This is a genomic window from Lentzea sp. DG1S-22 (assembly GCF_036321065.1).
Classification (GTDB): domain Bacteria; phylum Actinomycetota; class Actinomycetes; order Mycobacteriales; family Pseudonocardiaceae; genus Lentzea; species Lentzea jiangxiensis.
Map to the genome: position 1 here is coordinate 662,109 of NZ_CP143276.1, position 14,637 is coordinate 676,745.

General features: G+C 72.1%; 13 protein-coding genes. 4 read left to right on the forward strand and 9 right to left on the reverse strand.

Features of this window, described 5'->3' with window-relative positions:
* Window positions 1-21 precede the first annotated feature (21 nt).
* Together rph and V1227_RS03045 are read right to left on the reverse strand one after the other, a co-directional pair.
* Window positions 22-2,562 (reverse strand): rifamycin-inactivating phosphotransferase, encoded by a 2,541-nt coding sequence (gene rph / locus V1227_RS03040; protein WP_329790926.1) that lies wholly within the window; start codon window positions 2,560-2,562, stop codon window positions 22-24.
* Window positions 2,563-2,703: 141 nt separating this feature from the next.
* Window positions 2,704-3,645, reverse strand: coding sequence for an EamA family transporter (locus V1227_RS03045; protein ID WP_329790927.1), 942 nt, complete (start codon window positions 3,643-3,645; stop codon window positions 2,704-2,706).
* An 83-nt stretch (window positions 3,646-3,728) separates the two neighbouring features.
* Between V1227_RS03045 and V1227_RS03050 the strand changes: the two genes are divergently transcribed.
* Both V1227_RS03050 and V1227_RS03055 read left to right on the forward strand, forming a co-directional pair.
* Window positions 3,729-4,283, forward strand: a complete 555-nt coding sequence (locus tag V1227_RS03050; protein ID WP_329790928.1) for a CGNR zinc finger domain-containing protein — start codon at window positions 3,729-3,731, stop codon at window positions 4,281-4,283.
* Window positions 4,284-4,366: 83 nt separating this feature from the next.
* Window positions 4,367-4,756, forward strand: coding sequence for a hypothetical protein (locus V1227_RS03055; protein WP_329790929.1), 390 nt, complete (start codon window positions 4,367-4,369; stop codon window positions 4,754-4,756).
* A gap of 6 nt (window positions 4,757-4,762) precedes the next feature.
* Here V1227_RS03055 and V1227_RS03060 read toward each other — a convergent pair whose 3' ends face one another.
* Window positions 4,763-5,164: an ankyrin repeat domain-containing protein gene (locus V1227_RS03060; protein ID WP_329790930.1), complete on the reverse strand. Its 402-nt coding sequence runs from the start codon at window positions 5,162-5,164 to the stop codon at window positions 4,763-4,765.
* Between the two features lie 11 nt (window positions 5,165-5,175).
* The gene (locus tag V1227_RS03065; RefSeq protein WP_240011330.1) at window positions 5,176-7,434 is read right to left on the reverse strand and encodes a catalase; all 2,259 of its coding nucleotides are present in this window, start codon (window positions 7,432-7,434) and stop codon (window positions 5,176-5,178) included.
* A gap of 159 nt (window positions 7,435-7,593) precedes the next feature.
* Between V1227_RS03065 and V1227_RS03070 the strand changes: the two genes are divergently transcribed.
* A complete protein-coding gene (locus tag V1227_RS03070) occupies window positions 7,594-8,112 on the forward strand; it encodes a hypothetical protein (protein WP_329790931.1) in 519 nt (172 codons plus the stop codon).
* Here V1227_RS03070 and V1227_RS03075 read toward each other — a convergent pair.
* The 3 genes from V1227_RS03075 to V1227_RS03085 form a co-directional block, all read right to left on the reverse strand.
* A complete protein-coding gene (locus V1227_RS03075; protein ID WP_329793947.1) occupies window positions 8,079-10,808 on the reverse strand; it encodes an AfsR/SARP family transcriptional regulator in 2,730 nt (909 codons plus the stop codon). The two genes, V1227_RS03070 and V1227_RS03075, sit on opposite strands and share 34 nt — an antisense overlap.
* 102 nt (window positions 10,809-10,910) lie before the next feature.
* Window positions 10,911-11,045, reverse strand: coding sequence for a hypothetical protein (locus tag V1227_RS03080; protein ID WP_329790932.1), 135 nt, complete (start codon window positions 11,043-11,045; stop codon window positions 10,911-10,913).
* A gap of 80 nt (window positions 11,046-11,125) precedes the next feature.
* On the reverse strand, window positions 11,126-12,352 hold the full coding sequence (locus tag V1227_RS03085) for a putative glycoside hydrolase (protein ID WP_329790933.1): 1,227 nt from the start codon (window positions 12,350-12,352) through the stop codon (window positions 11,126-11,128).
* Window positions 12,353-12,658: 306 nt separating this feature from the next.
* Between V1227_RS03085 and V1227_RS03090 the strand changes: the two genes are divergently transcribed.
* On the forward strand, window positions 12,659-13,159 hold the full coding sequence (locus tag V1227_RS03090) for a M15 family metallopeptidase (RefSeq protein WP_329790934.1): 501 nt from the start codon (window positions 12,659-12,661) through the stop codon (window positions 13,157-13,159).
* 7 nt (window positions 13,160-13,166) lie between these two features.
* Here the strand turns inward: V1227_RS03090 and V1227_RS03095 are convergent, their stop codons facing one another.
* Both V1227_RS03095 and V1227_RS03100 read right to left on the reverse strand, forming a co-directional pair.
* The gene (locus V1227_RS03095; RefSeq protein WP_329790935.1) at window positions 13,167-13,730 is read right to left on the reverse strand and encodes a TetR/AcrR family transcriptional regulator; all 564 of its coding nucleotides are present in this window, start codon (window positions 13,728-13,730) and stop codon (window positions 13,167-13,169) included.
* On the reverse strand, window positions 13,727-14,563 hold the full coding sequence (locus tag V1227_RS03100; RefSeq protein ID WP_329790936.1) for an NAD(P)H-binding protein: 837 nt from the start codon (window positions 14,561-14,563) through the stop codon (window positions 13,727-13,729). The genes V1227_RS03095 and V1227_RS03100 overlap by 4 nt, the downstream gene beginning before the upstream one ends.
* Window positions 14,564-14,637 lie beyond the last annotated feature (74 nt).

Below are 14,637 nucleotides of genomic sequence, written 5' to 3' on the forward strand. Positions count from 1 at the left end.
GATGCCGCGGGCATCCCACCCTCAGCCGAGGATCTCGACGTAGCCGTCGGTGCCGTTCACGCGGATGCGCTGACCGTCCCGGATGGACCGGGTGGCGCCCTCGACGCCCACGACCGCGGGCAGGCCGTACTCCCGCGCGACCACGGCGCCGTGGGTCATCAGGCCGCCCACCTCCGTCACCACGCCCGCGGCCGCCACGAACAACGGCGACCAACTGGGGTCCGTGTGCGCGGTGACCAGGACGTCACCCGGTTCGAGGTCGGCCTGGGCCATGTCCAGCACGACCCGGGCACGGCCCTCGACGGTGCCGCCGGACACCGCGAGCCCGACCAGGGCACCGGCGGGCAGGTCCTCGCGCCGGTACGTGCCCGAGATGGCCTCACCATCCGAAGTGAGCACCCGCGGGGGCGTGAGCGACTCGTAGGCCGCGAACTCCTCCCTGCGCCGGCGGATGAGGGCGGAGTCGGCCCGAGAGGTCCGCGCCACCTCGTGGAACTCCTGGAACGTCAGGAAGAAGGCGTCCTCCGGCGTGTCGAGCACTCCGGCGCGCGTGAGGCGCGAGGCCTCCTCGAGCAACGCCACCCTGTAGGCGAAGTAGCGGCTGATCATGCCGTACTTGGGGTACTCGCGGTATCCGATGAACGTCCGCAGGCGGTCGACCATCCGCTTGGTCTCGGCGGCCTTCCCCTCGCCGCCGGGCAGCAACCGCAGGCGCACCAGGACCTCCTGCTCCTTCTTCCACGCCTCCTGCCGACCCTGCTCGAAGCGGCGCTCACCGGCGCCCTGCTCGAAGTTCCGGACGTTGGTGAGGATCAGCGGCAGGAGAGCGGCCGGACGCTCGCTCCACCGCTGCCTGGTGATGTCGATCTCGCCGACGCACCGCATGCCGTACCGCGCGAGATAGCCCTCGATCGCGTCACGCGCCTGCCGTCCACCGGGCACGCGCGGCAACTCCTCGAGGAAGTCGTCCCCGGCCTTCTCCAGCAACGCCACGACCTCCGGGTGCGGGCGGACGGCATCGGCGACGTCGAGGAGCGCCAGCCCCATCTCGGAGGTCACGTTGTGGGGAGCGGACAGCGACAGCGCGTCGGCGGCGTTCTTCTCGCCCAGCCACTCCCGCAGGTTCTCGTTCAGCCACCACGTCGCCTGCATCCCGGCCGTGATCACCTGGCTGCCGCGAGGGTCGAACAACAGCCGGCGCAACTCCCGCAGGTCGGCGAGGACGAACTCGAAGACCTCCGGCCCGGACCTGCCGCGGATCTCCCGGCGGAGCGCGGCCACGGACGCCTCGGTGGCGCCGATCAGCTCGGTGACGACGTCCGGATCGGTGTCGATCGTCGCCGGCGCGGCACCGGCGATCAGCGGCACGTCCTCGTCGGTCCGGGCAGGAGGGAGGAAGTCCTCGCGGCCGAGGACCGTCCGGATCGCGTCGTCCATCAACGGGTCGGACTTGCCGATCACGGCGAGGAAACCGGCGCGGCTGGACGGCGTGGTCAGGATCCGGGTCACGTCCACGAACAACCGCCCGCCCACCACCGTCATCGGCCGGGGCGTCGTGAGCTGCCAGACGGACAGGCCGAGCGGCTTCATCGCGTCGGTCATCATCTGCTGGTGCCCGACGGACACGTAGACGTGGTTCTCGCCGTCGTCGGTCTCGGGCACGGGGAACAGCGTGGTGATCGGCCGGCTCTGCACCACCCGGAACCCGCTGCCGTCCAGGCACCACTCGACGTCCTGGGGCCGGCCGAAGTGCGCCTCGATCCGCCGCCCGAGCCGGACGAGCTCCAGCACCTGCTCTTCCGTCAGAGCCGGTTCCCGCTGCCGTCCGGGAGCGACCGCCTCCTCGCGCGTGCCCCCTCCGGCAGCGGCGTGCAGGGCGATTTCCTTGGCGGCGATGGACTTCCGCACGATTCCGGCGTCCGCGACCTGGTAGACGTCCGCGTTCACCAGGCCGGAGACGAACGCCTCCCCGAGGCCGAACGCCGCCTCGACGCAGGCGACCTTCCGGTTCGACGTCGCCGGGTCGGCGGTGAAGAGCACCCCGGCCGCGTGCGGGAAGACCATCCGCTGCACGACGACGGCCATCTCGGCCCGGCGGTGGTCGATCCCGTTGCGCTCCCGGTAGGACACGGCCCGTTCGGTGAACAGCGACGCCCAGCACCGGCGGACGTGCTCCAGGACCGCGTCCGCTCCGACGACGTTGAGGTAGGTGTCCTGCTGGCCAGCGAACGACGCCGCCGACAGGTCTTCGGTCGTGGCGCTCGACCGGACGGCGAACGCGGTCCCGCCGGGGAACCCCGCCACCGCCGCGGTGATCTCCTCGGCGACGTCGGCCGGGATCGTCACGCCCTCCAGCCGCGACCGGACCGCCTCCGCGTCGCGGTGCGCCTCGATCGAAGACGGGCCGAGAACCCGCCGGAACGCGTCGGTCGTCACGCAGAACCCCGCCGGGACGTCGATGCCGCCGATCCGCGTGAGCTCCCCGAGGTTCGCCGCTTTGCCACCGCACAGCGCCACCCCGGTGCCGTCGATGTAGCCCAGGCCCAGCACGAAACTGCCCATCTGCGTTCTTCCCCCTGTTCGCAGGCTTCGGCCGCAGAGTGTGGAGCACGACCGGGGTCTTGCCGCAAGACCCCGGTCGTGCTATAAGTTGGACATGGCGGGGAGAGGTGATCTCCTCGCTTCGTCGTTTCGCGGTGCGGGTCAGGCGGCGCCGACCGCGACCGCGGGCTCCTCCACCTCCGGCCGCTCGGCCCTCACCGACGCGATTCCCGCGAGGATCAGCAGACCACCGGCGAGTTGCAGCGGGGAGAGTTCCTCCCCGAGCAGGACCCACGCGAACAGCGACGCCGAGACGACCTCCAGCAGCGCGATGAACGACGCCACCCGCGAGCCGAGGATCCCCGAGGCGGTGATGCCGGACGCGTAGGCGAGCGCGGTGCCGACGACCGCGACCACGAGCAGCGGCACCCACCAGGCCGTGGTGGTGCCCAGCAGCCGCAGGTCGTCGAACGTGGCGGTGAACGGCAGCAGGCCCAGCGCGCCGACCAGCGCCAGCACGGGCGCGGCCAGCAGCAGGCCCGCACCGGCGAGCGCGACCGGGGGAAGGCCGTTGTTGGGGCGTGCGGCGATCACGAAGTAGACGGCGCACCCGATGGCGGCACCGAACGCGGCGGCGAGGCCGACCGGGTCCACGGCCCGGATCGCACCGGGCCCGATCACGAGCACGAGACCGCCGACCGCGAGCACCGAGCCGACCAGCACCACGGGTGCGGGCGTCTTCCTGCTGACCGCCCACGTGAACCCGACCAGCAGCAGCGGCGCGAGGAACTCGATCAGCAGCGCGGTCGCCACCGGGATCCGCTGGATGGCGGCGAAGTACAGCACCTGCGTGACCGCCACGCCGGCCAGTCCCATGCCCAGCACCGGCCACCGCGCCTGCCACAGCACGGTCCACTTGCCGCGCAACGAGAACAGGACGAACGGCAGCAGCACGAGCCCCGCGGTGAGCGCGCGGGCCGTCACGGCGGCGGTCGGCGACCAGCCCGCCTCCAGCAGTGGTTTGACGAACGCCCCGGAGGTGCCGAACGAGAGGAACGAGATCGCGGCCGCGACCAAGCCGGCCGACTTCGACGCCATCCCCATGGTCTGCCTCCCGGCCTCGACGCTGTCATGGACTAATCTGTCTGTCACCCCTGACGCTAGGCGCGTCCGAGTGAGGAGTCAACTTGCGTTTTGCCCCTGACACGGAGGAGTCGCTGGCCTTCGTCGTAGCCCTGTGCAACACCCACCCGACGGCGTCGCGCGGCGGCGAGGACGAGCTGGCCACGGTCGACGGGCTCATGGCGCTGCTCGGCCGTTTCCCCTACACGGGCCGCATCGACCGCGACGAGGCCGAGCTGCGCGAGGTCCGGGACACCCGCGAGCTGCTCAGGCACGTGTGGACGCTCAGCCGCGACGACGCCGTGGAGGCCGTCAACAAGATGCTCCGCGACGGCAAGGCGCTCCCTCACCTCGTGCGGCACGACGACCTCGACTGGCACATCCACGCCACCGAGCCCACCTCCCCGCTGGCCGAACGGATCCGCGTGGAGGCCGCGCTGGCGCTGATCGACGTGATCAGGACCGATGAGATGGACCGCCTGCGGATCTGCGCGGCCGACGACTGCGAGGGGCTGCTGCTCGACCTGTCCCGCAACGGCCTCAAGCGGTTCTGCAGCGTGCGCTGCGGCAACCGGATGAACATGATCGCCTTCCGCGAAAGGCGGGCAGGGCGCGGCTGACGAGCGGTGCGCCGCGCCCCCGCCGGCGCTCGCGGGCACTACGGTGGTGATCAGCGAAGCGGCGAGAGGGGCGGGGACGCGACATGACGTCGTGGAACGAGATCGTCAACTACGTTCGGCTGCGGTACGAGGTGCTGGAGGAGACCGACGTCTGGCTGCGGTTCCGGCTCGACACCGGGAACGGGCGCACCCAGCAGGTCTCGGTGCACCACGTGCACGAGTCCGGCGTGGACTGGGTCGAGATCTCCTCCGCAGTCGGCCGGGCCGGGGAGATCGACCTCCGCCGGTTCCTCGAGCTGGCCGGTGTGTCGCTGATCGGCGGTGCGGGCGTGGTCGACGGCATCGCGCTGCTCAAGCACACCGTGCCCCTGGAGGACCTGAGCGTGCGCGAGGAGTTCGAACGCCCGCTGGCGCTGCTGGTCGCCAGTGCCGACGCGTTCGAGCACGAGCTGACCAGCGGCGACCACTTCTGAGGCCGCTCAGCCGCGCTCGCGCGCGGTGAGCAGCTCCAGCATCTCGGACAGGTCGAAGAACCGCGCCACGTCGAGCGCCGACCGGGGCCCGAGCGCGGGATCGGCCCCCGCTGCCAGCAGCAGCTCCACACTGCGCCGGGAGCGGCGGAAGACCGCCGCTCCCAGTGCCGTCTGGCCCCGGTCGTTGACCCTCCCGGTGTCGGCGCCGCGCTCCAGCAGAGCCGCGACGGTGTCCGGGTGGTCGTGGTACGCGGCCAGCACGAGCAGCGAGTCGCCCGCGCCGTTGGTGAGGTTCACCGGCACCCCCGCGTCGACCGCCTCGGCCAGCCGGGCGGTGTCGCCGGTGCGGGCGAGGTCGAACATCGAGCGGAGGAAGGCGAGGTCCTCCTCGGTCAGCGCTTCGGTCACGAGCGGGCTCCTCAGGAGATCGTGGCGGGGAAGCGTTCCCAGACGCGGTGGGCGCCCAGGAGCGCGGCCACCTCGCCGAGCACCTTCGTCGCGTCGTCGCCGACCGCGATGCCCGCACCCGCGACCCCGGAGGCCTCCAGCGCGGCCTGGCCGGCACCCCACGCGCCGATGGCCTTGGCGTGCCGGAAGCACTCCTGGACCATCAGGACGACGCGCGGGTCGACGAGACCGCCGGGCGCACCGGCCTTCGCGTCACGGGCGGGCACCGCGTCCGGACCGGGCGGCGGGCTGCCCGCGAGCAGCAGGGCGTCGAACTCGACCGACCGCGCCGTGAGGAACGTGCGCTGCGCCACCAGGCCGGAGTCCCCGATCGGGCCACCGGTCGGCGCGATCAGCAACGGCACCATCCCGGCCGCCAGGATCGTCTCGCGGACCGTGCGCACACCGTCGAGGTCGGCCGGGTCGACCACGATGCCGATCATGCGGCCGTCGGTCGGCCAGGTCTTCCCGACCTGCGACAGGGCGGGGCTGGGCGCGACCTTCCTCGGCCGGACGGTCGGCGCCGGTGCCGGGAGCCCGAGGCCCTTCGCCACCTCCGCGCACAGCGTCGGGTCGACGTTCGCGAGCACCCGCAGCTGGCGTTCCTTGATCGCCTGCTCGTAGCACTTGCCGAGCTCGAAGGTGAACGCGCGCACCAGGTGTTCCTTCTCGACCGGCGACAGGCTCAGCCAGAACAGCCTCGGCTGCGTGTAGTGGTCGGAGAACGAGGCGGGCGACTGCCGGACCTTGGCCGCCTTCGGCAACGGCTGCGCGACCTCGACGAACGGCCGGTCCGCGGCCGAGGCCTCGAACGGGTTGCCGCCGTCGAGGGTGTTCGGCTTGTACGGCGCCACGCCCGCGTGCACCGCGTGCTGGTGGTAGCCGTCGCGGAACATGTCGTTGACCGGCACGTGCGGGCGGTTGATCGGGATCTGGTTGAAGTTCGGCCCGGCGAGCCTCGTCAGCTGCGTGTCGAGGTAGGAGAACAGCCGGGACTGGAACAGCGGGTCGTCGGTGACGTCGATGCCCGGCACCAGGTTGCCGAGGTGGAACGCGACCTGCTCGGTCTCGGCGAAGAAGTTCATCGTGTTGCGGTTGAGCGTGAGCAGGCCGATCGGCTGCACCGGCGCGAGCTCCTCCGGCACGATCTTCGTCGAGTCGAGCAGGTCGATGCCCTCGAACGTCTGCCGCGGCGTGTCCGGGAAGAGCTGCACGCCGAGCTCCCACTGCGGGTGCGCGCCGGACTCGATGGCGTCCGCGAGGTCGCGGCGGTGGAAGTCCGGGTCGATGCCGTTGATCATCTGCGCCTCCTCCCACACCAGGGAGTGCACGCCGAGCTTGGGCTTCCAGTGGAACTTCGCGAGCGTGGTCTCGCCCTCGGCGTTGACCAACCGGAACGTGTGGACGCCGAAGCCCTCCATCGTCCGGTAGGAGCGGGGGATGCCGCGGTCGGACATGTTCCACATGACGTGGTGGGTGGCCTCGGTGTGCGTCGAGACGAAGTCCCAGAACGTGTCGTGCGCGCTCTGCGCCTGCGGGATCTCCCGGTCCGGGTGCGGCTTGCCCGCGTGGATGATGTCGGGGAACTTGATCCCGTCCTGGATGAAGAAGACCGGGATGTTGTTGCCCACGAGGTCGAAGTTGCCCTCCTGGGTGTAGAACTTCGTCGCGAACCCGCGGGTGTCGCGCACGGTGTCCGCCGAGCCGCGCGACCCCAGCACGGTCGAGAACCGCACGAACACCTGCGTCTCGACGCCGTCACCCAGGAACGCGGCCTTGCAGACGTTCGAGGCGGTGCCGTAGCCGACGAACGTGCCGTGCGCGCCATAGCCACGGGCGTGCACCACGCGCTCGGGGATGCGCTCGTGGTCGAAGTGCATGATCTTTTCGCGCAGGTGGTGGTCCTGCAGCAGCGTCGGGCCGCGGTCGCCGGCCTTCAGCGAGTGGTCGGTGTCGTACAGCCGCGCACCGGCCGAGGTGGTGAGGAACTCGCCCTGCTGCCCCATGCTGAGCTTCGGTGCACCGGTCGGCGCACCCGTCGGGGACACCGTCTCCGGCCCCGTCTGGTCGGGCTTGGGTGGCAGCGGCGCGCGGGGCTCGGTCGGCTCGTCGAGCGACGGCGGCTCGCTGTTCGGGACGCCGGGAATCGGCGGGTTCACCATCTCGGTGACCTTGTCCACCGCCTTCTCGACGGCCGCCTTGACGAGCTTGCCTGGCTTCTTGCTGGCCAACTGCATCCTCCTCAGAACAAGCAACGTACGAAGGCGTTACCCGCGATTTCGCCGTCTATGCGTCATCGCCGTGTATTGGCGATGTATCGGCCGTGGATGCAGCCCCGGGACGCTGCCGTGGCAGTGCAGTCGTTGCAGTCGTTCGGAAAAGGGGATGTCATGCGGTTCACCAAGATCACGGCGGCGGTCGTCGGCCTGCTGGGTGCGGCTCTGATCGGCACGGCGGCGCCGGCCGGTGCGGCGGGCCAGGAGGTGTTCAGCCCGAGCGTCGAGGTCGCGCAGCCGTGGCTCGAGGACACGGCCTCCGTGAGCGTCGCCGAGGGCGACGTCTCGATCCAGCAGACGGCGGCCGGCGCCATCAGGTGGATGTCCGACCGCCGCGGCAGCACCGCGTACGAGGGCTACTGCGAGCGTGCCGTGCGGCTCGCGTGGAACCGCAGCACGCACCACGCGTCGGCCATCGCGCACTGGCGGTCGTCGGACGGCACGCGCCGCACCACCGGCACCCCGCCGAAGGGCGCGTTCGTCTTCTGGAACACGAGCCAGTACGGCCACGTGGGCATCGCGGACGGCAACGGCGGCTTCTGGTCGACCAGCGTCGGCGGCAGGATCGGCCACGCGAGCTCGGTCGGCTACTTCCGCAACTACCTCGGCTGGAAGCCCGGCAACAGCAACTGATCGAGTGCGCCCGCCGCGCGCGCCAGCGTGCGCAGCGCGGCGGGCTCGCCCTCGCGGTTGCCCGTGCGGCGGTAGGTCTCGAGCGCCTGGCACACCAGGTCGTGCGCCGCCCGCGGGTGACCGTTCGACAGCAACGCCTCGGCCAGCTCGACCTGGGCGAACGCCGTGCACCGCTCGTCGGTGAGGTCCATCAGGATCGTCACGGCCCGGCGCGCGCTGACCAGTTCCTCGTCGTGCTCGCCGGTGCCTCGGTACAGCGCCGCGAGCCGGACCAGCACGAGCGCCTCCCGGTGCGCGTCACCGAGGTCCGCGGCGAGCCGCCGGGCACCGGTCAGCCACGCCCGCGCCTCCTCCAGCGAGCCCAGGGCGCCGTGCACCGCGCCGATCGACGCCCGCACGTGCGCGACGGAGTGTAGGTCGCCGGCGGACTCCAGCAACGCCAGGGCCTCGCGGTAGCGGGCCATCGACCGCTCGTGCTCCGCCCGCAGCCGGTGCACCACGCCGAGGCCCGCCACCGCGGTGCCCTGGCCGCGCTCGTCGCCGGCCGAGCGGTAGAGGTCCCGCGCGGCGAGCAGGTCGCGTTCGGCGTCCGCGAACTCGTCGCGGTAGATGTGCACCTGGGCCAGGCCCCGCAGCAACGCCGCCTCGCCCGCCGCGTTCCCGGCCGCGCGGACGCACCGCAACGCCCTCGTGTGCGTCCTCGCCCAGTCCTCGTAGTGGCTGTGCAGGTCGAAGAACGGCACGCAGGCTGCCGCGAGCTGCCACGCCACGTCGTCGAGCCCGGCGGAGGCCGCGAGGTCGACCAGCCCGCACAACGTCCTGCGCTCCGCCTCGAACCACGCGACCGGCCGCGCCAGCAGGTGCTCCGGCGCGCGCACCCGGTCCACGGCCGCGATCGTCGTGCCGAACGTGACGGGCAGCCGGTGCGCCGCCGTGACCGCGAGCCACAGCCACGCCCGCACCGTCCGCTCCAGGGCGCTGTGGCGGTCGGGCGCCGCGCCGGCGAGTTCCAGCGCGTGGCAGCGCAGCAGGTCGTGCAGCCGGTAGCGGGGCTGGCCGATGCCGTCCGCACCGCACGACTCCAGCAGGTTCGCGTCGACCAGCTCGTCGAGGACGTCCTGGCTGTCCGGCTCGCCGAGCAGCGTCTCGACCACCCAGCCGGGGAAGTCGTGCGGACCGAGCAGCGCCAGCCGCACGAACGCCCGGTGCTCCCGGTCGGCGAGCTGCCGGACGCTGAGGTCGAAGCTCGCCCGCACGGCCAGCTCCCCGGAGCTCAGCTCGCGCAGCCGCGTCGACTCGTCCACCAGCCGTTCCCGCAGCACCTGCATCGACCACCCGCCGCGGCCCGCGAGCCGTGCGCCCGCCACCCTGATCGCGAGCGGCAGGTGACCGCACGCGAGGGCGACGGCCGCGGCCTCGGCGGGCTGGGCCCGCACGCGGTCCGCGCCCGCTATGCCCGCGAGCAGCGCGATGGCCTCGTCCGGGGCGAACGGCCGCAGCTCCACCTGCACCGCGCCGGGCAGCTCCGGCAACCGGCGGCGGCTCGTCACCAGCACCGCGCACCCGGCGCCCGCGGGCAGCAGCGGCACGACCTGGCTCACCGACGCGGCGTCGTCGAGCACCACCAGCACGCGCGTGCCGGCGAGCCGCGAGCGGTAGAGCGCGGCGCGGGCGGTGAGCTGCGACGGCAGCCCGGCACCGGTGATCCCGAAGGCGTGCAACAACTCCGTGATGACGTCGCCCGGATCGCGCGGCTCGTCGGTGGTGCCCGCGAGGTCGACGTGGAGCTGACCGTCCGGGAAGTGGCCGCCGACCAGGTGGGCCACCCGGAGCGCGAGCGTGGACTTGCCGACGCCGGGTGGTCCGGTCACCGCCGCCACGGGAGCGGACACCGAGTCGTGCCGCAACGCCGCAGCCAGCACGCCGATTTCGTCGTCCCGGCCGCGGAAGTCCGACACCGACGGCGGCAGCTGCCGGATCGGCGTGCCCGCGGGTTCCTCCCGCAGCACCGCGAGCTGGGCCTCGCGCAACGCCGGTCCCGGTTCCAGGCCGAGATCGTCCGCGAGGCGCGTGCGCATGTCCGAGTAGACCTGCAACGCCTCGGCCCGCCGGTTGTCCCGCCGCAACGCGACCACGAGCTGCGCGCAGACGCTCTCGCGGTACGGGTGCTCGGCCAGCAACGTCCGCAGCTCGGGAATCGCGGTGGTGGTCTCACCCCGCGCCACCTGCAACGTGAGCCGCTGCTCGGTCGTGGCGAGCCTCGCCTCCTGCAACCGGGCGATCGCGGGTGCCCACGCGTCGTGGTCCGGCAGGTCCTCCAGCGGCCGGCCGCGCCACAGCGACTCCGCCCGCCGCAACAGCTCCAGCGCGGCACCGGGCGTGCGGCGCGCGTCGGCCACCAGTTCGTCGAACTGGAGCGCGTCGAGCTCGTCCGGCCGCACGGCCAGCACGTAGCCGGTGCCGTGGGTGCGCAGGTGGTCGCCGAGGACCTTGCGCAGCTGCCAGACGTAAGTGCGCACGTTCGACACCGCCGACCGCGGCCGGGAGACCGGCCACAGCGCCTCCACGAACTGGTCCAGCGAGACCCCGGTGTTCGCGTGCAGGGCCAGGTGCGCGAGCAGCGCTCGTTGACGGACCCCGCCCAGGCCTTCGCGGCGGCCGTCCCGCCACACCTCGAGCGGTCCCAGCACCCGCACGCTCAACCCGCTGATGGCTCCTCCGCTCCCCGGGCCCTCCGGCGGGAGGGCGGTGGTGCCACCGGCGACGCTGTGCGGTTTCGCGGGAACTGCGGCAGTTCGTCAACCGGCGGCCCCATTCCGACGCTTGCGCCACTCGACCAGTTCCGTGCCGATGCACGCCCCGAGGAACGAGACCGCCGCGCTGAGGAGCCACCTCGCGGAGTCGTAGAACACGACCGCGAGCACGGCCAGCACGACGAAGACGGCAGCTCGGAGGAGAAACGAAAGACGGCGCCCACGCTTGATCCGGTCCACGCCTGCGGATACCCCGTGCGTCAGCACTTCGCACGCAGCAGCGCGCCGCTCGTGCCCGGCAGCTTCACCGACTCGACCTGCTTGCCGTCCTGGTCGGTGTGGGGGCGCTGGAGCCGCACCTCGACCTCGCGGCTCCCGGTCGGGTTGGCGTTGACCACGACCGCACCGCAGGTGAAGTCCCGGCGGTAGACCTTGTCCGCCACGGTCCGGTACGCGCCGACCGGCTGGCCGAGGTGCCAGTCGTACTCGGCGTGCCACGGCGTCGGGTCGCCGTAGCCGTCGGTCTTCGCGATCTCGGCGATCGCGGTGTTGCCGTTCGTGGTCATGAACATGCCGGCCACCGCGTACCGGAACGCCTTCGCGTCGCCCACGTCGAAGTGCGGCTGCACCCACGTCATCTTCCCGGCGGCCTCGTTGGCGGCGATCTGCGCGACCTGCTTGCTCCAGCCCTGCGCGTAGTCCTCCAGCAGCCGGTTGCTCGCGAACGCGAGCCACCACTCGTCGAACGCGCCGTCGAGGAAGGCGCTGTAGGTCTCCCAGCCGCCCGGCTGCAGGCGGGCGTTGGCGAGGTTGCCGACCGCGAGCAGCCCCGCGGCCGAGAACCCGGCCCTGACCTCGGCCAGCATGCCCGTGTAGGCCCACTGGAACGACGCGTGGTCCGGGTACTTCGCCGGGCACGTCCCCGGGTGGTAGGCGTCGCAGGTGAAGAGGGCGTTGTCCAGGAACACCCCGTCGAACCCCGTGGCCTTGGCGTTCGCGACGACCGCGCTCACCCACGCCCTGCGGTAGCCGGGATCGCCGACGTCCATCTGCCAGTGGCCCTCGTAGCCGGAGTAGACCAGCTCCCTGCCGTCGGGCCCGCGCAGGAACCACTCGGGGTGGGTGGCGCGAACCCGGCAGTAGCCGAGTCCGGTGGGCAGCTGTTCGTCGTCCTCGCCGTTCTTGCACGCGTAGGAACGGGTGGAGGAGAGGTCCTTGTAGACGTAGACCTTCACCGCCGGGTTCACGGCCTTGAGCTTGCGGAGGAGGTCGCCCTCCCAGGCGTTGAGCACGATGTGCGCGCGCCGCTTCGCCTCGACGGCGATGGTGGCGTCGTCGACCGGGGTGCTGTTCATGTGCAGCCAGAAGGATTGTGCGCGCCCTGCGGGAGAGGCTTCCCGCGCGGCCAGCGGTGGCACCGCGGCGCAGATGAGGAGAGCCGCCACGAGCAGAAGGGAACTCCCCGCGATGCCTGTTCGCTCAAGCATTGTTCCTCCTGGTCCGGGAAGTCCTTCTCCCTCTCGCAGCAGTGCGTTCCCGGGGTGCCCGTTCTCCGGTCCACGGGCGGTACTTGCGCGGTAAACCACCTCTTGCGGTCCGGGGGCCGGTTCGAACGACACCGAAGGTGTGCCCGAAGCTCCTGAGCCGCGCGGTGGTGCGGCCAAGAGGGCGGCATCCGTTGCGGAACTCGCACACTCCGCGTGCGGGACGATGACATCGGCCGGGCAGGGTCGGAGGAGTCGGAGTCCGGCACCATTCACGGGAGATCAGCGGTGGTACTGCGAACGGTTTCGGTGGCCGCGTTCGTTCTCGCGGTGGCGGCCTGCGCACCCGGAGCGGATCCCTCGCCCATCGGCACCACCGAGGACGGCCGCATCCCGGAGAACGAGAGCATCTCGCTGGACGACAGCGGCCACGCCGCTCTCGCCAACCTCGACCCCGCGCTGCTGGTCGCGGTACGGGCGGCCGCCGCCGACGCGGCGGTGCGCGGGGTCGAGCTGAAGGTGACGTCGGGCTGGCGCAGCAGGGAGTACCAGCAGCGGCTGCTGGACGAGGCCGTCGCCCGCCACCGCAGCGAGGAGGAGGCCAGGAAGCTGGTGCACCCGCCGGACAGGTCCAGGCACGTGACGGGACAGGCGATCGACATCGGGCCCACCAACGCCGCCGACTGGTTGATCCAGCACGGCGCGGACTACGGGCTGTGCCAGGCGTACGCCAACGAGATGTGGCACTTCGAGCTGCTGACCACGCCCGGTGGTGATTGCCCGCAGCCGCAGGGCAGCGCGAGCGGGTGAGGGCCCGTCAGCGGCAGGCCGCCTCGATCAGCGCCGCCAGCGACCTCGCGGCCCTCTGCTCACCGCTGACCCCGCGCAGCATCGCCGCGCCGAGGGCCTCGCCCGCCCCGACCAGGCCGATGCACCGGCGCTTCAGCTCGGCCGGGGACAGCGACGAGTGCGGCTTCAGCACCGACGCGAACAGCCGCACGTAGCCGTCGAGCAGCTCGTGGTGCACGGCCACCTTCTCCGCGCTGCCCTCCAGCGCCGCGCCGATGGCGTGCCACTCGCCGCCCGTGTCGAGGAAGCAGCGGATGTACGCGACCGCCAGGACGTCCGCGGTCTCCCGCAGGTCGCGCCCCCTCGCGAGCTCGGTGCGCAGCGCCTGCACCTGTTCGGCGTCGACCGTCCGGTACAGCTCGATGAGCAGCGCCGACCGCGAGGGGAAGTGGTCGTACACGACCGGCTTCGACACGCCCGCCCGTTCGGACAGGCGGGCCAGCGTCAGCCGGTCCGCGCCTTCCTCGCGGACCACCCGGCGGGCCGTGGCGAGGAGCTGGTCGCGGCGTTCCTGCTTCGAGAGGCGCTTCACGGCGTCAGGTCGGCCCGGTGGTCCGCGGCGAAGGCGGCGAGGGTGCGCGCAGGGCGGCCCGTGACCTTCTCGACCACGTCCGTCACGCCGGCGAACACGCCGTCCCGCACCCGGTCGAGCGTCCAGACGAACTCTTCGCGCTCGAAGCCTTCGAGACCGGAGACCGCCTCGTCGGCCGTGACCTCCTCGTGCGCGATCGGGCGACCGAGCGCCTCGGTGAGCACCGCGGCGGTCTGGGGGAGCGTGAGCGACTCCGGGCCCGTCAGTTCGTAGACCTGGCCGTCGTGGCCCTCGTCGAGCAGCGCGCACTCGGCGACCGCGGCGATGTCCCGCGCGTCGATCCACGCCAGGCTCGCGCCCGCCCCGGCGAACGGCAGCCGCCCGTGCTCGGTGATCTCGCCGCGGTAGAACCGGTCGTCGGTCAGCACCTGCATGAACCAGCTCGGCCGCAGGAACGTCCACGGGTGCCCGCTCTCCCGGACAGCGCTTTCCGCCCGCACGGACCAGTCGCCCGGTTCGAACGAGTCGACGTCGCGCTCGGAGAGCAGCACGATCCTCGTGGTGGTGGGAATCCTGGTGAGCAGGGAGGAGATGAGCTCCGGGGCGTCCGGGCGGTCGGGCCGCACCAGGAACACCGCGTCGACGCCCTCGACCGCGGCGTCCCAGCCTCCGGGGTCGTCCCACGAGAACGCCGTCGGGACCACACCCCCGAGGGTCACGGACGACGGGTTGCTGCTCCCGCCCAGGACCTCGACGCCGGGGCGGGCCGCGAGCAGAGCGGCGAGCGGGATTCCGGTCTTGCCGCGGACTCCCGTGATCAGAACGCGGGGCATGGAAGCTTCTCCTTCGACGGTCTCGGCTGAACTGCTTCTGACACCGGCACCACCGTACCTACTTTTTGTAGGTT

Coding starts and splice junctions, on each gene's coding strand:
- rph (WP_329790926.1), bottom strand. CDS start 2,562: ATGGGCAGTTTCGTGCTGGGCCTGGGCTACATCGACGGCACCGGGGTG.
- V1227_RS03045 (WP_329790927.1), bottom strand. CDS start 3,645: ATGGGGATGGCGTCGAAGTCGGCCGGCTTGGTCGCGGCCGCGATCTCG.
- V1227_RS03055 (WP_329790929.1), top strand. CDS start 4,367: ATGACGTCGTGGAACGAGATCGTCAACTACGTTCGGCTGCGGTACGAG.
- V1227_RS03070 (WP_329790931.1), top strand. CDS start 7,594: ATGCGGTTCACCAAGATCACGGCGGCGGTCGTCGGCCTGCTGGGTGCG.
- V1227_RS03085 (WP_329790933.1), bottom strand. CDS start 12,352: ATGCTTGAGCGAACAGGCATCGCGGGGAGTTCCCTTCTGCTCGTGGCG.
- V1227_RS03100 (WP_329790936.1), bottom strand. CDS start 14,563: ATGCCCCGCGTTCTGATCACGGGAGTCCGCGGCAAGACCGGAATCCCG.